General features: G+C 64.4%; 19 protein-coding genes. 9 read left to right on the top strand and 10 right to left on the bottom strand.

What is annotated here, in order from left to right:
• Positions 1-411 precede the first annotated feature (411 nt).
• The 3 genes from NKH19_RS09395 to NKH19_RS09385 all read left to right on the top strand — a co-directional run bounded on the left by NKH19_RS09395 (position 412) and on the right by NKH19_RS09385 (position 4,881).
• Entirely contained in the window at positions 412-3,066 is a 2,655-nt protein-coding gene (locus NKH19_RS09395) for a DNA translocase FtsK (RefSeq protein WP_352866248.1), read from the top strand.
• Between the two features lie 152 nt (positions 3,067-3,218).
• The gene (locus NKH19_RS09390; protein WP_352866246.1) at positions 3,219-3,902 is read left to right on the top strand and encodes an outer membrane lipoprotein carrier protein LolA; all 684 of its coding nucleotides are present in this window, start codon (positions 3,219-3,221) and stop codon (positions 3,900-3,902) included.
• 172 nt (positions 3,903-4,074) lie between these two features.
• Positions 4,075-4,881: an exodeoxyribonuclease III gene (locus tag NKH19_RS09385; protein ID WP_352866244.1), complete on the top strand. Its 807-nt coding sequence runs from the start codon at positions 4,075-4,077 to the stop codon at positions 4,879-4,881.
• A gap of 49 nt (positions 4,882-4,930) precedes the next feature.
• Here the strand turns inward: NKH19_RS09385 and NKH19_RS09380 are convergent, their stop codons facing one another.
• The 3 genes from NKH19_RS09380 to NKH19_RS09370 all read right to left on the bottom strand — a co-directional run bounded on the left by NKH19_RS09380 (position 4,931) and on the right by NKH19_RS09370 (position 7,548).
• The gene (locus NKH19_RS09380; protein WP_352982098.1) at positions 4,931-5,812 is read right to left on the bottom strand and encodes a glycosyltransferase family 9 protein; all 882 of its coding nucleotides are present in this window, start codon (positions 5,810-5,812) and stop codon (positions 4,931-4,933) included.
• Between the two features lie 475 nt (positions 5,813-6,287).
• Positions 6,288-6,743 carry a Crp/Fnr family transcriptional regulator gene (locus NKH19_RS09375; RefSeq protein WP_352866241.1) on the bottom strand — a complete coding sequence of 152 codons (456 nt, stop codon included), beginning with the start codon at positions 6,741-6,743 and terminating at the stop codon, positions 6,288-6,290.
• Between the two features lie 121 nt (positions 6,744-6,864).
• Positions 6,865-7,548 carry a response regulator transcription factor gene (locus NKH19_RS09370; protein ID WP_352866240.1) on the bottom strand — a complete coding sequence of 228 codons (684 nt, stop codon included), beginning with the start codon at positions 7,546-7,548 and terminating at the stop codon, positions 6,865-6,867.
• 144 nt (positions 7,549-7,692) lie between these two features.
• Here NKH19_RS09370 and NKH19_RS09365 point away from each other — a divergent pair, with 144 nt between their 5' ends.
• Positions 7,693-8,229: a L,D-transpeptidase family protein gene (locus NKH19_RS09365; protein ID WP_352866590.1), complete on the top strand. Its 537-nt coding sequence runs from the start codon at positions 7,693-7,695 to the stop codon at positions 8,227-8,229.
• Positions 8,230-8,303: 74 nt separating this feature from the next.
• Here NKH19_RS09365 and NKH19_RS09360 read toward each other — a convergent pair whose 3' ends face one another.
• The gene (locus NKH19_RS09360) at positions 8,304-8,555 is read right to left on the bottom strand and encodes a hypothetical protein (protein WP_352866238.1); all 252 of its coding nucleotides are present in this window, start codon (positions 8,553-8,555) and stop codon (positions 8,304-8,306) included.
• A 130-nt stretch (positions 8,556-8,685) separates the two neighbouring features.
• Between NKH19_RS09360 and gcvA the strand changes: the two genes are divergently transcribed.
• Positions 8,686-9,606: a transcriptional regulator GcvA gene (gene gcvA / locus NKH19_RS09355; RefSeq protein ID WP_352866237.1), complete on the top strand. Its 921-nt coding sequence runs from the start codon at positions 8,686-8,688 to the stop codon at positions 9,604-9,606.
• An 11-nt stretch (positions 9,607-9,617) separates the two neighbouring features.
• On the opposite strand, the gene NKH19_RS09350 is transcribed toward gcvA, so the two are convergent.
• Genes NKH19_RS09350 through tsaD form a run of 6 tightly spaced genes read right to left on the bottom strand, consistent with a single transcriptional unit; the run spans position 9,618 to position 13,646 of the window.
• The gene (locus tag NKH19_RS09350; RefSeq protein ID WP_352866236.1) at positions 9,618-10,034 is read right to left on the bottom strand and encodes a DUF1761 domain-containing protein; all 417 of its coding nucleotides are present in this window, start codon (positions 10,032-10,034) and stop codon (positions 9,618-9,620) included.
• 52 nt (positions 10,035-10,086) lie between these two features.
• On the bottom strand, positions 10,087-10,785 hold the full coding sequence (locus tag NKH19_RS09345) for a class I SAM-dependent methyltransferase (RefSeq protein ID WP_352866235.1): 699 nt from the start codon (positions 10,783-10,785) through the stop codon (positions 10,087-10,089).
• Positions 10,740-11,165: an EVE domain-containing protein gene (locus NKH19_RS09340; RefSeq protein WP_352879847.1), complete on the bottom strand. Its 426-nt coding sequence runs from the start codon at positions 11,163-11,165 to the stop codon at positions 10,740-10,742. The genes NKH19_RS09345 and NKH19_RS09340 overlap by 46 nt, the downstream gene beginning before the upstream one ends.
• Positions 11,166-11,207: 42 nt before the next feature.
• Positions 11,208-11,504, bottom strand: a complete 297-nt coding sequence (locus NKH19_RS09335; RefSeq protein WP_352866232.1) for a YciI-like protein — start codon at positions 11,502-11,504, stop codon at positions 11,208-11,210.
• A 37-nt stretch (positions 11,505-11,541) separates the two neighbouring features.
• Positions 11,542-12,564 (bottom strand): NAD(P)H-dependent glycerol-3-phosphate dehydrogenase, encoded by a 1,023-nt coding sequence (locus NKH19_RS09330; protein WP_352866230.1) that lies wholly within the window; start codon positions 12,562-12,564, stop codon positions 11,542-11,544.
• The gene (tsaD, locus tag NKH19_RS09325) at positions 12,561-13,646 is read right to left on the bottom strand and encodes a tRNA (adenosine(37)-N6)-threonylcarbamoyltransferase complex transferase subunit TsaD (protein ID WP_352866587.1); all 1,086 of its coding nucleotides are present in this window, start codon (positions 13,644-13,646) and stop codon (positions 12,561-12,563) included. Before tsaD ends, NKH19_RS09330 begins: the two co-directional genes overlap by 4 nt.
• A 100-nt stretch (positions 13,647-13,746) precedes the next feature.
• Between tsaD and hemC the strand changes: the two genes are divergently transcribed.
• From hemC to NKH19_RS09305, 4 genes are all read left to right on the top strand, one after another.
• Entirely contained in the window at positions 13,747-14,673 is a 927-nt protein-coding gene (hemC, locus tag NKH19_RS09320) for a hydroxymethylbilane synthase (protein WP_352866228.1), read from the top strand.
• Position 14,674: 1 nt separating this feature from the next.
• Positions 14,675-15,391: a uroporphyrinogen-III synthase gene (locus NKH19_RS09315; RefSeq protein ID WP_352866227.1), complete on the top strand. Its 717-nt coding sequence runs from the start codon at positions 14,675-14,677 to the stop codon at positions 15,389-15,391.
• A 109-nt stretch (positions 15,392-15,500) separates the two neighbouring features.
• Positions 15,501-16,988, top strand: coding sequence for a COG4223 family protein (locus NKH19_RS09310; protein WP_352866226.1), 1,488 nt, complete (start codon positions 15,501-15,503; stop codon positions 16,986-16,988).
• Positions 16,989-16,998: 10 nt separating this feature from the next.
• Positions 16,999-18,600 (top strand): heme biosynthesis protein HemY, encoded by a 1,602-nt coding sequence (locus tag NKH19_RS09305; protein WP_352866225.1) that lies wholly within the window; start codon positions 16,999-17,001, stop codon positions 18,598-18,600.
• The last annotated feature ends 31 nt before the right edge of the window (positions 18,601-18,631 follow it).

The following is an 18,631-nucleotide window of genomic DNA, read 5'->3' as shown; positions in this document are numbered from 1 at the left end:
GGGGCCGGTAGAACCTCCTCCCGCCGGCCCCAAGAATCCCGTCGTGACGCTCCCGAAAGGAGTTTCACGCATTGAGGCCCGGATCATTTCCGGGCCTCTTTTTTGGCAAACCGTTCCGGCAAGGCGTGTTTGGCGCAATCACGTGATCAAGATTTTTCAGGAACCGTCGACCGTATCGGTTCCGAACTGTGGGGACGATCGTCGTTCTGAACGGCCACCGTCAGGACCGCGGCGATCAGGATCCGCAGGCCGAGGTCCGGCATTCGAAGCGGCTCAACCGGTGGTAACGAGGTTTGATCACCTCAACCCCTTATAGTTAATGCGCCCTTAACCTTCCCGCCGATAGTCTGAGACCCGAATCTGCCGGAGTGCGCCACGCACCCGGCGAGTCCATGACAGACGGGGAAGAGCATGCGTTCAGGGGCTTCAGCACCGCTCGCGCTGGCCGATACGGGGCACGGCATCCAGGCGTTCGCGCGGCGTCAGGTCGGGCGGCTGGTCGGCGCCGGGCTGTTCGCGCTCACCGCCTTTGGCGTCGCCAGCCTTGCCACCTGGAACGTCGCCGATCCGAGCTTTTCCCACGCGACGAACAGCCCCGTCACCAACGCCATGGGCTATGCCGGTGCCGTGTTCTCCGACCTCGCCATGCAATTCTTCGGTCTTGCTGCCGTCGCGGCGCTGGTCCCGACGGTCATATGGGGGTTCCTGCTGTTTTCCGCGCGCGGCGTCGACAGGCTGCCCAAACGCGGGCTGTCCTGGTTCGGCTTCGCCCTGCTGGCCGCTGCAATGGCGGGCTGCGTGGTGCCGCCCAAGACCTGGCCACTGCCCACCGGCCTCGGCGGCGTGTTCGGCGACATGGTGCTGAAGATCCCCAGCATCGTCATCGGCGGCTATCCGACCGGGCTGATCGCCAGCATCATCGCCATCCTGCTGGCCGCACCCGCGCTGTGGCTCTTCGCCCATGGCTCGGCGCTGATCGGACGCAAGAACGGCTTTGCCGTCATGGAGGCCGGGCCCGCCGCCGATCCGCGTGAGGACGACCTTCTGTTCGACAATGACGAGGACGAAGGCGACGAGGGCATCCTGGCGCTCGGGGCAATTACTCATTGGTGGCTCTCGTTCCGCGCGTGGATGCACCGCCGCGCCGTGCGCCGCAGGCAGGAGCGCGACGAGTACGAGCCGGAGATGGAACAGCGCTCCACCGCCTGGCGGCGCGCCGCCGAACGGGTCGAATCGGCCGAGTTCGCCGAATTGCGAATGAGCCCGGATGGCCGCGCCCGCGTCGAGCCCGAATTCTTCGCCGCCATGGTCAATGACCGAGGCGCCTCGCTCGATCCCGACGATGCCGATATCTTCGAAGCCGACGACGACATGGATTTCGAGCCGGAACAGGAGCCCGTCAGGCGCGGTACCGCCAAGGTCCAGCCGTTCCGCTCCGATGCCGCCACCCGCGTCGAGGCACCGGCACCGCGCCCTGCTCCGGGCGCCCGCGTGCAGCGCGAGGCGCAGACATCGCTGATCGGCTCGGAAAAATTCGAAATGCCGTCGCTGCATTTCCTCTCCGAGCCGAAGAACGTGGTGCGCGACGCCAGCCTGTCCAAGGATGCGCTGGAGCAGAATGCGCGCTTGCTCGAAGGCGTACTGGAGGATTTCGGCGTCAAGGGTGAGATCATCGCCGTCCGTCCCGGTCCGGTGGTCACGCTCTATGAGCTCGAGCCGGCGCCCGGTATCAAATCGTCGCGCGTTATCGGCCTGTCCGACGACATCGCCCGCTCGATGAGCGCCATCGCCTGCCGCGTCGCCGTGGTGCCAGGCCGCAACGCCATCGGCATCGAACTGCCGAACGCCAAGCGCGAGACCGTATATCTGCGCGAGATTCTGGCCAGCCGTGATTTCGAGACGACCAAGGCCAAGCTGGCGCTGGCGCTGGGCAAGACCATCAATGGCGAGGCGGTCATCGTCGACATCGCCAAGATGCCGCACGTGCTGGTCGCCGGCACCACCGGCTCGGGCAAGTCGGTCGCCATCAACACCATGATCCTGTCGCTGCTCTACCGGCTGACGCCGCAGGATTGCCGGCTGATCATGATCGATCCGAAGATGCTGGAACTCTCGGTCTATGACGGCATCCCGCATCTGCTCACGCCCGTTGTCACCGATCCGAAGAAGGCGGTGGTGGCGCTGAAATGGACCGTGCGCGAGATGGAGGACCGCTACCGCAAGATGTCCAAGGTCGGAGTGCGCAACATCGACGGCTTCAATGCCCGCGTCAGCCAGGCCGACAAGAAAGGTGAAAAGATCTCACGCACCGTGCAGACCGGCTTCGACCGCCAGACCGGCGAGGCGATCTACGAGACCGAGAACCTCGATCTCGAGCCGATGCCCTATATCGTCGTCATTATCGACGAGATGGCCGACCTGATGATGGTCGCCGGCAAGGACATCGAGGGTGCCGTGCAGCGCCTGGCGCAGATGGCGCGCGCCGCCGGCATCCATGTCATCATGGCAACGCAGCGCCCGTCGGTCGACGTCATCACCGGCACCATCAAGGCCAATTTCCCGACCCGCATCTCCTTCCAGGTGACGTCGAAGATCGACAGCCGCACCATTCTGGGCGAGCAGGGCGCCGAGCAGCTGCTCGGCATGGGCGACATGCTCTACATGGCCGGCGGCGGCCGTATCCAGCGCGTGCACGGCCCGTTCGTCGCCGACGAAGAGGTCGAGAGGATCGTCGCGCATCTGAAGCTGCAGGGCGTGCCGGAATATCTCGACGCCATCACCGAGGATGACGGCGAGGACGACGACGAGCCGTCCGGCAAGGGCGGTTCCGGCGGCGGTGGCGGCAACAGCAATTTCGAGGATTCCGACGATCCTTACGATCAGGCGGTTTCCGTGGTGCTGCGCGACGGCAAGGCCTCGACGAGCTATATCCAGCGCCGGCTGGGCATCGGCTACAACCGCGCCGCCTCGATCATCGAGAAGATGGAGAAGGAAGGTATCGTCGGCCCGGCCAACCATGCCGGCAAGCGCGAGATCCTGGTGCCGACCGAAGAGGACAAGTTCTGACCAGAAGGCCTGACCCTTGTGACATCCCGGTCTCGCAACCTTGAACCTTTCAAGACGTTGAAGCGACTGAGGGACGCCCGACCCGCCAAACTTCAGCCTAACTGGGGGTCCAAGCACCAGAGCAACTCAGGAATCAGATGAGAGTGACCGACATGAGAAATGATCTTTCAGCACTCAGCAAATTTGCTCCCTCCCGGCGTCGGTTGCTGGGCCTCGGCTTGGCGTTCGCAGGGGCGGCAGTCTTCAACGCGGTGCCCGGCTTCCAGGTGCTGGCTTCGGCGCAGGCGGCCGTGCCGGCCGCGGCACAGAAGATCGCCGACCATTTTTCCTCGGTCAAATCGATGAGCGGCGAATTCGTTCAGTTCGGTCCCAAGGGCGAGCAAACCGGTGGCAAGTTCTTCCTCGAACGGCCGGGCAAGATTCGCTTCAACTATGACGGCTCTTCAAACTTCCGGGTGATTTCAGACGGCAAGTCGGTGGTCATCCTGAACAAGAGGCTCAACACGTCCGATCTCTATCCGCTGTCGAAGACGCCTTTGAAGCTGCTGCTCGACAACAGGATCGACCTCTCCGGCGACCGTGTCAAAAGCGTCAAGGAGGAGGATGACCTCACCACCATCCAGCTCGCCGACAAATCGGTGTTCGGCAATTCGAGGATCACGATGATGTTCGATCCGAAAACCTTCGATTTGCGACAGTGGACGATCACCGATGCGCAGGGCAAGGATACGACGGTGATGATCTTTAACACCAAGGAAGGCGTCAGCTTCGCGCCGGACACCTTTGCCATCGACTACACGGCGAACCGCGAACTCAACACCAACAAGCCGCGCTAGGACCAATCGCTCCAATAGCTGTGGAAAGCACCGGGCCGCGCCTTGTTGGGCGTTGCCCGGCTTGTCTTTGCGGCTTGTGGCTGGCAGTTTCCCAGACTGACTCCGTCAAAAGGCGTCTTCCCCGTCAGGGCCCACTGGTTCTGGCCGGCTGTACGCTGTCCTGGATTGCCAAATGCCCCTTTCCATCGCCACCTGGAACATCAACTCCGTTCGGCTGCGCATGCCGATCGTCGAACGCCTGCTTGTCGAGCATGCGCCCGACGTGCTCTGCCTGCAGGAAACCAAGGTTCCAGACGAGCTGTTTCCCGAAAAGGCCTTCCGCAAGCTCGGCTACGAGCACATCGCCTTCCATGGCCAGAAGGGCTATCACGGCGTCGCGACGGTAGCGCGGCGGCCGATCGAAGTGGTCGAGAAGCGACGCTTCTGCGAGATCGAGGACAGCCGGCATCTCTCGGTGAAGGTGCGGGCCGGCGGCAAGGCGATCCTGCTGCACAATTTCTACGTCCCGGCGGGCGGCGACGAACCGGATCCCGTCATCAACAGGAAGTTCAAGCACAAGCTCGATTTCGTCGCCGAGATGAATGCCATCCGGGCCGAGCATGACGAGGTGTCCGGCTCGGTGCTGGTCGGCGACCTCAACATCGCGCCGCTCGAACACGATGTCTGGTCGCACAAGCAATTGCTCAACGTGGTCAGCCACACACCGGTCGAGACGGAGAATTTCGAGGCCATGCGCCTCGCCGGCAACTGGGTCGACCTGATGCGGCTCAACGTGCCGCTTGAGCAGAAGCTCTACACCTGGTGGAGTTACCGCGCGCGGGATTGGGAAGCGTCGAACCGCGGCCGGCGGCTCGACCATGTCTGGTCGTCGCCAAATCTGGTGCCCAGCTTCTCCGGCTACGAGATCCTGCGCCTGGCGCGCGGCTGGGAGCGCCCGTCGGACCATGTGCCTGTCATCGCGCGGTTCGATCTGGATTAGGTGTGTCGATATTCAGGTGAGGCCTGCCTGACGCTGCGGCCAAACAAATTCAAACGGCGCGCCTCAAGTCCTTGTCTGTGTCAGTGTCCCGAAACTGCTGCGAAGGTAGGCCTTCTGTCTTGTCCGCGTGATCCAGCAGATTGGGATGGTCGCGGTGGCGCGTCGCCAGCATTCGCCGGGCCGCTTCTATGATCTTCGGCGCCGGGACATTGGCGACCAGGCCGGTTGGACTGGCATGGCGGGACTCGATCACGTCCACGTTGTTCGAAAGCGGCCTCCAACGGGCCATGTTGGCGCCGCCGCTGACGATAATCATCGGCGTCATCACCGTGGCCATGAGATGCGCGATACCGCCTTCGGCGCCAATGTAGAGATCGGCAAACTCTCCGAGCGCCAGCAGAACATCACTGACATCGACACCCTCGACCGTGCTGGTATCGAGAAGCCGCAGCTTCGGCACGCGTTGAGCCAGTTCAGCCATGTCCGGGCCGTCACCCGGGGTTTTCACATAGATAAGGTTCGCACCGTCGGCGATCATTCTGTCGGATACCGCGACAACCTGATCCGCGGTCAGTCGCTTGCCGCCGTCACCATGCGCCGCGATAATGATCAACGGAGCATGCTTGCCTTCCACCAGACCCCTGGCCGTCGCCCGCGCGGCCGGGGCGGGTTCCAGCCGGTGATCGAAAGGCAGCCGTCTGCCGGCAAGACGCTCGATGAGGCGGTGGTAGCGCCATGCATTGCGCTCGGGCCGTGCTTCGGGTTTCTGACCGGGGCGCCAGGAAAGTGCGAAGGCCGGAAAGTTGGCTTCATAGGCGATCCCGCGGCCGAGAAGCGAGCCCCAGGTCTGGATCAGCCAACGCCCCGAGATGCGAAAATCGACAACGGCCAACCGCTCCTTGCCCTTACGGTGGCTGGCCACGAGTTGCATCAGCGGCGTCCGGACATTGATGGCATCGACCAGATGGCCGGCATGGCGATTGAGGACATGTTCAAGGGTCGATGGCCCGGTGGTCCCGTAGACGATAAAGCTGTCGGGGAAAGCCGTTCTGGCGGCGCGCAGAGCCGGAATCCGGACCAGTCCGTCGCCGAACGCGTCGTTGCGGGCATACAGGATGATCGTCTCGTACCGAGCTGGCAGCATGCCTCGCTCCCCCGGGAGCCTGGTGGTGGCGGTGCCTGTTAAGCCGCCCGCCTTCGAGGGGTTCTGTAGGATTTCACCTCTGGCCTGTCAACGGAACCTCGGTCCTCGGGTCCGGGTAGCGGGATGACCGAACTGTCGGCTTTTCTCCCACTCGCCCCAGTGGCTGACAAAGGCATTATGAGCCTCGCCCCGTTCCGTCGCCATGAACAGCAGGTCATTTTCGGTAGCGCGTAAAAGCTGGAAGTCTATCTGCGCCTCCGCCTCAGCCGGAGAAGCGCGGCGCCAGCTTTTCGATGCGGCGGATCATCGCCTGGAAATCCTCCAGGATGCGCTGGTGCAACTGCACAGCCACTTCCGGGTATTCCTCCAGGATACGGCGGAACATCTTGCGGCTGAGCCGTATCACTTCCGAATCGATTTCGGCCGACGCGCTGGTCAGCCGGTTGGTGTCGGCGATCAATGCCAGTTCGCTCAGGATCGTGCCGGGGCCCGCCGTGCCTATCGGGATGCGTTCGCCATCATGCTCCCGATAGAGCACGATGCGGCCGCTGACCACGATATAGGCCGAATCGGCCTCGTCCTCCTCGCGGTAAAGCTTGTGGTTGGCACCCAGCCGGGTGTTCTCGGCGCCAAAGGCGAGCAGGCGCAATTGTTCCTGCGTGAAGCCCTCGAAGAGCCTCACGGCGGACAGGATGCGGATGTCGTCATCCAGCGCCATCTAGCTGTGTCCCCGAACGGTCAGTCCAATCCCTCCTTTGCGGGCAGATCCAGAAACCCCCTCCAACTGGATCGTACCCGAAAGCGGCCCCGCCCCGGCCGCTCATTGGATAATGAAATGTTTAAGGAACCAGCTTGTAGCCACCGCTTTCTGTCACAAGAATTTCAGCATTGGAAGGATCGCGCTCGATCTTCTGACGCAGCCGGTAGACATGGGTCTCCAGCGTGTGCGTGGTGACGCCGGAATTGTAGCCCCACACTTCCTCGAGCAGCACGTCGCGCGTCACCACCTTCTGGTCGGCGCGATAGAGATATTTGATGATCGAGGCCTCCTTCTCCGTCAGTCGCACCTTGGCGCCGCGCGGGTCGATCAGCAGTTTCTGGCTGGGCTTGAAGGTGTAGGGCCCAACCGAGAAGGTGGCGTCCTCGCTCTGCTCATGCTGGCGCAATTGCGCGCGGATGCGGGCGAGCAGCACGGCGAAGCGGAACGGCTTCGTCACATAGTCGTTGGCGCCGGCTTCAAGACCAAGAATCGTATCCGAATCGGTATCGTGGCCGGTGAGCATGATGATGGGCGCCTTGTAGCCGCCCTTGCGCAGGATCTTCACCGCTTCGCGGCCATCCATGTCGGGCAGCCCGACATCCATGATGAGCAGATCGATGAGGCCGCCGCGCGCGGCGGCGACACCTTTTGCCGCCGTCGATTCCTGCAGCACGTCGAATTCCTCGTAAAGGGACAATTGCTCGACCAGTGTGGCGCGCAAGTCGTCATCGTCGTCGACGATCAGAATGGTGCGTGAAGTCATGGATCAATCCGTTGTTTTGAAAAGAAAATTCAGTTGACCGCTGCCTGTTTATGCGGAAGCTGACCGGCACAACAGCCGATCACAGTGATTTGTTCCGTGGCACGATCATACAAGAAAAAACACGATCGCAATGCAGCCGGCGCAATTTTGCGAAAAGGGCTGCGCGTGCTCACCGTGCGCGCCAGGCCCGGCCATCCAAGCCAGGGCCTGCTGCAGGCCGGAAAAACGGTGTTTGCCTGCGCGCTGGGGCGGGGCGGTATCTCGGCCGACAAGCGCGAAGGCGACGGCGCGACGCCGCTGGCCTCGATGCGGATCCTATCGGGATATTTCCGGGGAGATCAGTTCTCCGGCGGCCGCAAGACCCGTCTGGCGATGACGGCGATCGGGCCTGATCTGGGCTGGTGCGAAGTGCCTGACGACCGCAACTATAACAGGCCGGTCAAGATTCCCTACGGCGCCAGCCACGAACGCATGCGGCGCGACGACCGGCTCTATGACGCCTGCCTGGTGCTCGACTGGAACCTGGCGCCACGCAGGCGCGGTCGCGGCAGCGCCATCTTTTTCCATCTGGCGCGCCCCGGCTTCACGCCGACGCAAGGCTGTGTGGCCGTGACGGCTCGAACGATGGCGCGGCTTCTGCCGCTGCTGTCGGATCGGACGGTGGTGAGGGTGGTGAGGTAGGGAGTAGGGAGTAGGGAGTAGGGAGTAGGGGCTACCCCGTCTGCGCTGACTTAATTTTCCCTACTGCCTACTGCCTACTGCCTATTCCCTGACCTTCGCGGCTGCTGCCAGCCGATGTCGAGAAGGCCGAGGCGGCCCATCTCGCGGTCCATGGCACGTGCGATGTCCTTGCGCCTTGCGCCAATGTCGCGCAGTTGCCGATCCGACAGGTCTTCGACGTTCTGGCGTGGGAGATTGATCGCGATCCGGGCGTGGCGCAGCCAGTCAAGGGCCTCGATCAGCCAGGCCGGACGGGGTGTCGATGAATTCAAAACGATGATGGACATGATGTGATCCGTTCTCTCCGGATATCAAATCCGGCTTGATGATGCCTCGATGGCTGGATCATGCCAGATTGAAATCGCTATGAGAAACGAGTAGTTTTCTCTTGATCATCAAGTTTTCTTTGAGGATACCATGGCTCGCCTGCTGCCCGGAACTCGCGCCTTGAGGACGCTGGAAGCAGCGGCCCGGCACCTCAATTTCACCCGTGCCGCCGATGAGCTGGGCCTGACGCCGGCCGCCGTCAGCCACCAGATCAAGGAAATCGAGGATCAGCTCGGGCTGGTGCTGTTTACGCGCACCAGCCGCACCATCCGGCTGACCGAGGCGGGCACGGTGCTGTTCGAGGCCTCGAACGATGCGCTCGACCTGCTTGGCCGCGCCGTTTCACGGGCGCAAAAGCTGACGCGCGGCACCGCGCTGCTGAAAGTGACTCTTGATGCACAGTTCGCGTCAAAATGGCTGATGCGGCGCGTCGACGATTTTCGCAAGCATCAGCCCCATATCGAGCTGAGATTCGACATCGCCTATGAAGTGCGGGATTTCGAACTCGACGACATCGATGTCGGCATCCGTTTTGGCGCCGGAAAATACCCGGGCCTTCGCGCCCACCGGCTCTTCGACAACATCCTCATTCCGGTATGCAGCCCGAGCCTGTTGACTTCCGGTCCGCCGTTGCGCGAGCCGCGCGATCTTTTCAATCACACGCTTGCCCATATCGAATGGTCGCGACAAGGCGTGACATGGCCGAACTGGCGCATGTGGATGGCGGCGGCAGGCATCAGCGATTTCGATGACAGCCGGACCGTGGTGTTCAAAAACTCCACCGATGCCGTCCAGGCAGCGCTCGACGGCAATGCCGTCGCACTCGCCGATTTCGCCATGGTGGCGAACGACCTTTCCCAGGGAAGGCTGGTGCAGCCTTTTGAACTCGGCCTGCGGGTGGCACCCGAGTTCGCCTATTTCCTGGTCTATCCCGAGAGTACCGCCGATGATCCGCGTATCATCGCCTTTCGCGAATGGATTCTCGAGGAAGTCGCCAAGACGCGGACCTGAAGGTCGTGGCGTCAGCTTGCCGCAGCGCCGAACCAGCCGATCACGGCGCCGATGATCAGCAGCACACCGAGCCAGTGGCCGCCGTCGATGAGGGTCAGGTCCCAGCCGAAATTCTCGTAGCGATGGTTGACCGAGAGCGTCGTGGCGACGAAGCCAAGCCAAAGCACGAAGCCGAAGACCAGCCCGGCGAGCAATGTCGGCTCGCCGCCGGTCATCGCGCCGACGACTAGGGCCATAATGTAGGCCATGACCAGTTCGGCGATGAAGCTGATGACGAAGGGCAGCGGCGTTTTTTTCATCGTGGCCGGATCAAGCTTGGCGGCTTTCAGCCACGGCTTGCTCAGGCCCATGTACCAGGCGGCGCCGAACAGCCATGCCAAGACAGCGGCGGCGATCACCGCCAGCCAGTTCACTGCTGAAAAATCCATGAGCTTCCCCCTCCAGATGCGGATGTGATGGAACGCCTGTTCGGCGATGGCGTCAAGCAAACCGCCAGACCGTCGTGCGCTTGACCAGCGAATCCTCCAATGCCCGCGTGACGGCCACCTCATAGATCGCAAGGGGTTCCAGCCCGGACTTCGGCATATACGACCGGCCGGGGTCGCCGACGAGTATCTCGGCGCCGCGCGCCTTCAGGGTTGAGAACCACGGCATCAGCCGGTCGGCGAAGGATTTGTCGTAGAAAACGTCGCCGGCCAGGATCACGTCCCAACCCGCATCGGTGCCGATGCAGTCCGTGCCGAGGAATTCGATCAAGACATCATTGGCCTCGCCATTCAGCCGGATCGCGGTCGCGCAGAACGGATCGATGTCGGTGGCGATCACCTTGGCAGCACCTGCCTTGGCCGCGGCAATGGCGACAAGGCCGGAGCCGGAGGCGAAGTCGAGGACGCGCTTGCCTCGCACCGTGCCGGGATTGTCCAGGACATAGCGGGCAAGGCCCTGGCCGCCGGCCCAGGCAAACGCCCAGAAGGGCGGCGGCAGGCCGATCTCGACCAGCTCATCCTCGGTCCGCTGCCACAGATCATGCGCCTCGTCGGCAAGATGAAGCAGTATTTCCGGCACATGCGGCGGCGCGATCAGCGCCGTGTTGTCGAGGATGAATTGTTTGGCGCTGTTCGGCGTCAGCGCCGTCACGGAGCAGGCGTCAGGCCGCCCATGCGGCAGACTTCCTTCCATTCGGCCGGCGTCACCGGCTGCACGGAAAGCCGTCCGAGCCGCACCAGCGCCATGTCGGCAAGTTTTGGATTGGCCTTGACCTCTTCCAGCGTTGGCGGGTTGGGCACATCCTGGACGGCGCGGATGTCGACGCATTCCCAACGTGGGTCATCCGACGTGGTGTCGGGATGGGCCAGCGCGCAGACCTCGGCGATGCCGACCACGTTCAGCCCCTCGTTGGAATGATAGAAGAAGCCGAGGTCGCCGATCCGCATCGCCTTCATGTTGTTGCGCGCGGCGTAGTTGCGCACGCCATCCCATTGCGTGCCGGCCTTTCCCTTGGCCTTCAGCGCCTCGAAGGAGAAGACCGAAGGTTCGGATTTGAACAACCAGTAGTTCATGTCTTTGCTCCTCCTTGCGGGTCATCCACCGGCGACCGGGAGTTAAGTAGCCGCCGGCTTGTTGAACGTCCAGTTCCACGGGCGGATTTCGACGCTCTCGAACAGGCCGGCCTTCGCGTACGGGTCGGCGGCCGACAAGGTCTGCGCACCCGCCATGTCGGGCGCCTCGACGACGACGAGGCTGCCGTTGGGCTTGCCTTCGGCGTCAAGGAACGGACCGGCGAAAGCCAGCTTCTTGTCGCCGTTCAGTTCTTCCAGGAAGGCGATATGCTCCGGCCGCGTGTCGAGACGCACCTGCACGCTTCCCGGCTTGTCCTTGCAAATCACAGCAAACAGCATGGTCTCTCTCCTGGTCGTTCGATCAAAATCGTGGGGATCAATCGTTGGTTTCGGTCTTCAGCGGCCGGGTCATCAAGGCCGTCACAGCCTGCCGGATGGTGATGGTGCCGTCCAGTATGGCGGCGACGGCGGCAATGATCGGCGCGTCGATGTTGCGCTCGGTGGCGATGCGGGCAGCGATCGCCGCCGTCGGCACGCCCTCGGCCAGCGGCAATCCGGAAAGCTCCTTGCCTTGTCCGAGCGCCAGCCCATAGGCGAAATTGCGCGACTGGGTCGACGAGCAGGTCAGCAACAGGTCGCCAAGGCCGGAAAGCCCCATCAAGGTCTCGGGCCTGGCGCCGAAGGCGGCACCGATGCGGCGCAGCTCGACAAAGCCGCGCGTCACCATGGCGGCCTGGGCGCTGGCGCCGAGACCGGCGCCGGTGACGGCACCCGCGGCAATGGCGAAGACGTTCTTCAAGGCGCCGCCGATCTCGACGCCGGTCAGGTCGTCGCTCGAATAACAGCGCAGGTTCTCGGCGGAAAAGCGGGCGGCGAGTTCGGCGGCCAAGGCCTCGTCGCGGGCGGCGACCACGACGGCCGTCGGTAGACCGCGCGCAACATCGGTGGCGAAGCTTGGACCCGACAGAGCGGCGACCGGGTTTTGCGGTAGGATTTCTTCGACAATCGCCGACAGCAAGGCGCCGGTATCGCTTTCGATGCCCTTGGCACAGAGAACGAGCGGGATACCGGCCGGTATATGGTCCTTCGCGGCGGCCAGGGTGGCCCGCAGCGACTGCGCCGGCGTCACCGCCAGCACACAATCGGCACCGTCGAGCGCGGCTTGGATGTTGTTCGTCGCCACGATGCCGACCTGGAGCGTAATGCCCGGCAGATAGCGTGGATTTTCGCCGCGGTCGATCGCGGCGACGGTCTCTGGGTCGCGCGCGTAAAGGCGGACGAAATGGCCGGCGCGAAGCATGGCCAGCGCCAAGGCAGTGCCCCAGGCCCCGCCGCCGAGCACGGCAACGCGCCAGCCGGTTGGCGCTGTGTCGTTGCCGCTCATTGCACCCTCGTTCATGCCTTTGCTCCGCGCCGGCCGGAGCCGACCATCGGGGTCGAGATGCTGTCCAGCGGCCAGCGCGAGCGCGGCACGAAATCGAAGCCGTTCTCCTGCGCCATGCCTTCACGCAGCCGCTCGATGCCGGCCCAGGCGATCATCGCCGCATTGTCGGTGCAAAGTTTTAGCGGCGGTGCGATGAAGGTGAAGCCGGACTCGGCGCACTGCCGCTCCAGCATCGCCTTGATCGTGTGGTTGGCGGCGACGCCGCCGGCGACGACCAGCGCTGGTGTCCTGGTGGCGGGAAAAGTCTCCCGAAAGCGCGTCAGCGCGCGAGAAACGCGGTCAGCCAGCGCGTCGGCGACGGCCGCCTGGAACGAGGCGCAGATGTCGGCGACGTCCTGGTCGCTCAAGGGCGCAATGGCGGTCGCCGCCTGGCGCACGGCGGTTTTCAGGCCGGAGAAGGAGAAGTCGGGCTGGGCCGAGCCCTTCATCGGACGTGGAAAGGCAAAGCGCGATGCGTTGCCGGCCTGCGCCGCCTTCTCGACATTCGGTCCGCCGGGATAGGGCAGGTCGAGCATCTTGGCCGTCTTGTCGAAGGCCTCGCCGAGCGCGTCGTCGATGGTGGTTGCCCAGCGCTGATAGTCGCCGACGCCGCGCACGGCGAGGATCTGCGTGTGGCCGCCGGAAACGAGCAGCAGCAGATAGGGGAAATCGAGCCCGTCGGTCAGCCGTGCCGTCAAGGCATGGCCTTCGAGGTGGTTGATGGCGATCAGCGGCTTGTTCGCGGCCGCGGCAATCGCCTTGGCCGTCATCAGCCCGACGATCAGCCCGCCGACCAGACCGGGACCGGCGGTGGCGGCAATCGCATCGATATCGGCCAGCGCCACGCCCGAATCGGCAAGCGCTGCCTCGATAATGCCATCCAGCGCCTCGACATGGGCGCGTGCCGCGATCTCCGGCACGACGCCGCCGAATGCGGCATGTTCCTCGATCTGGCTGAGCACGATGTTGGACAGGATTTTTGGCGCGGCATCGCCGTCCAGCACCACGACACTGGCGGCGGTCTCGTCACAACTCGTCTCAATGCCCAGAACGCGGATCAATTCGTCGCTGTCCCTAAAGATTGTATCATGAGGCTTTCCCCGTTAGGAGAAGCCCGGAAAAGCCTCGCTTGCCGGGGGTTATCACGGACCGCGCGCCATGCAAACAATCTTGAGAATCGGAACACGGGGCAGCCCGCTGGCGCTGGCACAGGCGCATGAAACGCAGGCGCGGTTGATGGCCGCGCACGGCATGCCTGCGGAAGCGCTCGAGGTCGTCGTCATTTCGACCACCGGTGACCGCATCCAGGACCGGCCGCTGTCGGAAGCCGGCGGCAAGGGCTTGTTCACCAAGGAGATCGAGGAGGCGCTGCTGGCGGGCCGGATCGACATCGCCGTGCATTCGTCGAAGGACATGCCGACGCAACTGCCCGACGGTCTCGAACTCTCGGCCTTCCTGCCGCGCGAGGACGCCCGCGATGCCTTTGTCGGCAAGGCCGCTAAGACGATCGCCGAACTGCCGCAGGGAGCGAAAGTCGGCTCGTCGTCGCTGCGGCGGCAGGCGCTGATCCGCCGCATGCGGCCCGATCTCGACGTGGTGATGTTCCGCGGCAATGTGCAGACGCGGCTGCGCAAGCTCGACGAAGGCGTCGCCGCTGGCACCATTCTCGCCTATGCGGGGTTGAAGCGGCTTGGGCTCGAGCATGTCGTCACCGACCTGATGCCGCTCGACATCTTTCCGCCGGCGCCGGGCCAAGGCGCGATCTGCATCGAAACTCGTATCGGCGACCGCGACGTCGAAAAGATGCTGGCGGCCATCCATGATGTTCCGACCGGCCAGGCGCTGGCCTGCGAGCGCGCCTTCCTGGCGGCGCTTGATGGTTCGTGCCGCACGCCGATCGCCGGCTACGCGGCGATCGAGGCCGGAAAACTGTCGTTCGCCGGACTGATCATCTCGCCCGACGGCGTGCAATCGCACACTGTCGAGCTGCAGGGACCGGCGCGGGATGCCGCCCGTGTCGGTGCCGAAGCAGCCCGGACAGTACGGGCCAAGGCCGGCGAAAAGTTCTTCGACGGCTGGCTCTGAAATGCTTCGCATCCTGGTGACGAGACCGGAACCCGGCGCCTCGCGCACAGCGCGGCAGCTTGAGAAGACAGGATTCCAGCCGATCCTTTTGCCCCTGACCGAAACGGTGGCGCTGCCGGTCGATGGCGGAGTGGTTCCACACGATGCCGTCGCCGTGGCCATCACCAGCGCCAATGCCGTGCGCCATGCCCCAAAAGAGCTGATAGCGGTACTCACAGCGTTGCCTTGCCATGCCGTCGGCGAAAGGACGGCGCAAGCCGCGCGCGAAGCAGGGTTTTTGTCGGTCAGCGAAGGCCCGGGCAATGCCGAAGCGCTTGCCGAGAGTCTTGCCGCGGATCACTCGGGCAAGACGATCGTCTATCTCTGTGGACGCGTGCGGTTTCCCGCATTCGAACGGGGGTTGGAGACGGCGGGCGTCCGGGTCCGTGCCGTCGAGACATATGACACATTCGCGGTGAGTTATTCGGACGAGGCCATTGTTGCGCTGTTGTCGGGCGAACCTGTCGATGCGGTGCTGTTCTATTCGGCCAAAGCGGCCGCCGCGCTACAGGTTTTGGCCAGGCGGCCTGCTCTGCAGGGGCTGTTTGAAAAGACATGGTTTTTCGCGCTTTCGGCGCGTATCGCGGCAGCCTTCGGCGATACCGCCCGTGAAAGGCTCCGCATTGCCGCGCAGCCTGACGAGGAAGCGCTGCTGGCACTTTTGCAGGCGCGGCTCTGAGCCGCGTCATCACACCGCCCCTTTTCACCGCTTGGTGATGTGCTAGACCCTTTCTGAACCATCATGCGCCGCAAGGCGTTGAGACGAAGCGAATTGTGCGGAGCCAGGCATGGTCAAGACGCCGAAGGTGCGACACTCGAAAAGCCGCCGCGAGCCGGTGACCATCGATCTGGAGCCGGGCGCCGTTTCACGCGTCGCCGATGAGGGCGCGGCCAGGGCTCAGACAGACGAGGCGAAGGCTGAGGAAGCAGAGAACGCTTCGCAGGCTGAGCTTCCCGAAGAGCCGGTGCATGCCGACCAGACCGACCTCGAGCCCTGGGAGCATGCCGATGCCAAGGCCGAATCGGAGCAGCCAGTGGCGGCGGGCAAGGGCGGCAGCGAGGCTGAGCTCCCCTATCCCGGATCGTCCGACGATCCCGGGTCGTCCGACGTGCCGGCCGACAAAACCAAAGCTTACGACTACAATTTCGAGGACGCATCGGCGAAGCCCCCACGGACCGGCGGCGACAAAGCCAAAACCGAGACACGGGACGAGAGAACGGCGCCGCCCCCGGCAAAGCGTGGCGGCTTCAACGGCATCGCCGCCGGCCTGCTCGGCGGCGTCATCGCGCTGGTTGGCGCCGGCGGGCTGCAATTTGCAGGCCTGCTCGGCGCGCCGGGCTCGGGCTCCAGTGTCTCGCTCGAGGGCGTCAATGGCGAGATCGCTTCGCTGAAGAGCGAAATCGCCGGTTTGAAGGAAGCTGGCGGCAACAGCGATGCGGCGGCCAAGGTGGTCGGGCTGTCCTCGGGCCTGGAGCAGGTCAAGGCCGATGTGGCGGCGCTGAAATCGGCGGTCGAAAAAGGTGGAGCAGGCGACACCGCCGGGCTCGCCGCACTGGGGGACAAGATCAAGCAGATCGAAACGGCGGTCGCGGCCCTTGGTAAGACAGGCGGCACGGCGCCGGTCGATCTCGGCCCGCTCAACGAAAAACTGGCTGGTCTCGACGCGCAGGTGAAATCCGCCGGCGAGGCGACGACGGCGCAGGATGGCCGGCTGACCGCACTGGAGCAGTCGGTGTCGCAGCTGGCCGGCAAGGTCGAGGCGGCGGCAGGACAGCCGAAGATCGCGCTCGCCATCGCCGCGTCGGCGCTCAAGGCAGCGCTTGACCGTGGCGCGCCGTTCTCGGCCGAACTCGAAACCTTTGCCGCGATTTCTCCAGACGCGCCGCAGCTTGCGACCTTGCGCCCCTACGCCGAAAAGGGCGTTCCGACCCGCGCCGAGATCGCATCGCAAGCGGATGCCGCCGCCAATGACATGGTCGGCGCGGCGACCCCTGTCGATGAGAGTGCCGGCTTCCTGCAGAACCTTTTGTCGAGCGCCGAATCGCTGGTCAAGGTCAGGCCAATCGGCGCTGTCGAAGGTGCTGGGGTGCCCGAAATCGTCGCGCGTATGGAGGCGGCGGTCAAACAGGGTGACTACGTCAAGGCACTCACTGAATACGACACGCTGCCGCAAGCCGCCAAGGCTGCAGGCGCCGACTTTGCCGGCAAACTGAAAGCGCGCGTCGAGATCGAAACCCAGGTCGACGCGCTGATTTCGGGCGCGATGAAGGCATGAGGGCAACACGATGATCCGCCTGCTCGCCTTCCTCGTCGTCGTCTTCGCGCTCGGACTGGGCTTTGCCTGGCTGGCCGACCGGCCGGGCGACATGGTCATCACCTTCAGCGGCTATCAATACCAGGTCAGCCTGATGGTGGCGGCGGTGGCCGTCGTTGCCGTCGTCGCCGCGGTGATGATCCTGTGGTGGCTGCTCAAGTCGCTGTGGAACAGCCCCTACACCATCTCGCGTTATTTCCGTGTCCGCCGCCGCGACCGCGGCTATCAGGCGCTGTCGACCGGCATGATCGCCGCTGGCGCCGGTGACGGCGCGCTGGCCCGCAAGAAGACCAAGGAAGCGGCCAAGCTGATCCGTTCCGACCAGGAGCCGCTGATCCATCTGCTGGAGGCGCAGGCGTCGCTGCTCGAGGGCGATCACGAGGGCGCGCGGCAAAAATTCGAGAGCATGCTCGACGATCCCGAAATGCGGTTGCTCGGCTTGCGCGGGCTCTATCTCGAAGCCGAACGGCTCGGTGATCGCAACGCCGCCAGGCACTATGCCGGCCGCGCCGCGGTAATGGCGCCGCAGCTGGCCTGGGCCGCCGAATCGACGCTTGAAGAGCTGGCGGCGCGCGGTGACTGGGACGGTGCCTTGAAACTGGTCGACGCGCAGAAGGCGACACGCCAGATCGAGCGCGAAGCCGCCAACCGCCGCCGCGCCGTGCTGTTGACCGCCAAGGCGCAGGCGCTCGCCGACACCGATCCCACCGCCGCCAGAACCGCGGCGATCGAGGCCAACCGGCTGCGGCCAGACTTCGCGCCCGCCGCCGTTGCCGCCGCTGCGGCGTTGTTCAAGCAGAACGACGTGCGCAAGGGCTCAAAGATCCTCGAGGCGGCGTGGAAGGCCGAGCCGCAGCCGGAGATCGCCGAGCTCTATACCCACGCAAGGCCTGGTGACGCCGTGCTCGACCGCCTCAACCGGGCGAAGAAGCTGCAGGAGATGAAGAAGAACCACGCCGAATCATCGATGACAGTGGCGCGCGCCGCACTCGACGCGCAGGACTTCTCAACCGCCCGCCGCGAGGCGGAGGCCGCGATCAGGATGGACCGCCGCGAGGGCGCCTATCTGCTGCTCGCCGACATCGAGGAGGCCGAGACCGGCGACCAGGGTAAGGTGCGGCAGCTGCTGTCGAGGGCGGTGCGGGCCCCGCGCGATCCGGCCTGGGTCGCCGACGGCGTGGTGTCCGAGCGCTGGGCGCCGGTATCGCCGATCACCGGTCGGCTCGACGCCTTCGAGTGGCGCGCGCCGATGGAGCGGCTCGGCCAGCTGATCGACAGCCATGAGGATGCACCAGCCAGCGCGGTGCCGGTCATTGAAGCACTGGCAACGCCGACGAGTGAAAAAAGGCCGGTCGAGGTGATCGATGACGCCGGTCAGGGCGAGGTGGCGGGCAAGGACGCCGAGAGCCACGAGGATCATGTCAGGCCGATCACGGCGGCGGCCTTCGCCGCGGTGCCGACCGATGCCGAGGGCGTCGATCCGGCCGAGGAGCATGCGCGGCTGCCGGACGATCCCGGCGTCGATCCGGACGAGGAAGCGGAAAAATCGTCGCGCCGGTTTCGGTTGTTTTGAATTGGGCCGGCCGTCAAGCCCCCCTCTGACT

It is taken from the genome of Mesorhizobium sp. M1338, from assembly GCF_040318045.1.
Taxonomy (GTDB): Bacteria; Pseudomonadota; Alphaproteobacteria; order Rhizobiales; family Rhizobiaceae; genus Mesorhizobium.
This window is presented reverse-complemented; position numbering and strand designations above follow the sequence as displayed.

Coding starts and splice junctions, on each gene's coding strand:
- NKH19_RS09395 (WP_352866248.1), top strand. CDS start 412: ATGCGTTCAGGGGCTTCAGCACCGCTCGCGCTGGCCGATACGGGGCAC.
- NKH19_RS09390 (WP_352866246.1), top strand. CDS start 3,219: ATGAGAAATGATCTTTCAGCACTCAGCAAATTTGCTCCCTCCCGGCGT.
- NKH19_RS09385 (WP_352866244.1), top strand. CDS start 4,075: ATGCCCCTTTCCATCGCCACCTGGAACATCAACTCCGTTCGGCTGCGC.
- NKH19_RS09380 (WP_352982098.1), bottom strand. CDS start 5,812: ATGCAACTCGTGGCCAGCCACCGTAAGGGCAAGGAGCGGTTGGCCGTT.
- NKH19_RS09375 (WP_352866241.1), bottom strand. CDS start 6,743: ATGGCGCTGGATGACGACATCCGCATCCTGTCCGCCGTGAGGCTCTTC.
- NKH19_RS09370 (WP_352866240.1), bottom strand. CDS start 7,548: ATGACTTCACGCACCATTCTGATCGTCGACGACGATGACGACTTGCGC.
- NKH19_RS09360 (WP_352866238.1), bottom strand. CDS start 8,555: ATGTCCATCATCGTTTTGAATTCATCGACACCCCGTCCGGCCTGGCTG.
- gcvA (WP_352866237.1), top strand. CDS start 8,686: ATGGCTCGCCTGCTGCCCGGAACTCGCGCCTTGAGGACGCTGGAAGCA.
- NKH19_RS09350 (WP_352866236.1), bottom strand. CDS start 10,034: ATGGATTTTTCAGCAGTGAACTGGCTGGCGGTGATCGCCGCCGCTGTC.
- NKH19_RS09345 (WP_352866235.1), bottom strand. CDS start 10,785: ATGGAAGGAAGTCTGCCGCATGGGCGGCCTGACGCCTGCTCCGTGACG.
- NKH19_RS09340 (WP_352879847.1), bottom strand. CDS start 11,165: ATGAACTACTGGTTGTTCAAATCCGAACCTTCGGTCTTCTCCTTCGAG.
- NKH19_RS09335 (WP_352866232.1), bottom strand. CDS start 11,504: ATGCTGTTTGCTGTGATTTGCAAGGACAAGCCGGGAAGCGTGCAGGTG.
- NKH19_RS09330 (WP_352866230.1), bottom strand. CDS start 12,564: ATGAACGAGGGTGCAATGAGCGGCAACGACACAGCGCCAACCGGCTGG.
- hemC (WP_352866228.1), top strand. CDS start 13,747: ATGCAAACAATCTTGAGAATCGGAACACGGGGCAGCCCGCTGGCGCTG.
- NKH19_RS09315 (WP_352866227.1), top strand. CDS start 14,675: ATGCTTCGCATCCTGGTGACGAGACCGGAACCCGGCGCCTCGCGCACA.
- NKH19_RS09310 (WP_352866226.1), top strand. CDS start 15,501: ATGGTCAAGACGCCGAAGGTGCGACACTCGAAAAGCCGCCGCGAGCCG.
- NKH19_RS09305 (WP_352866225.1), top strand. CDS start 16,999: ATGATCCGCCTGCTCGCCTTCCTCGTCGTCGTCTTCGCGCTCGGACTG.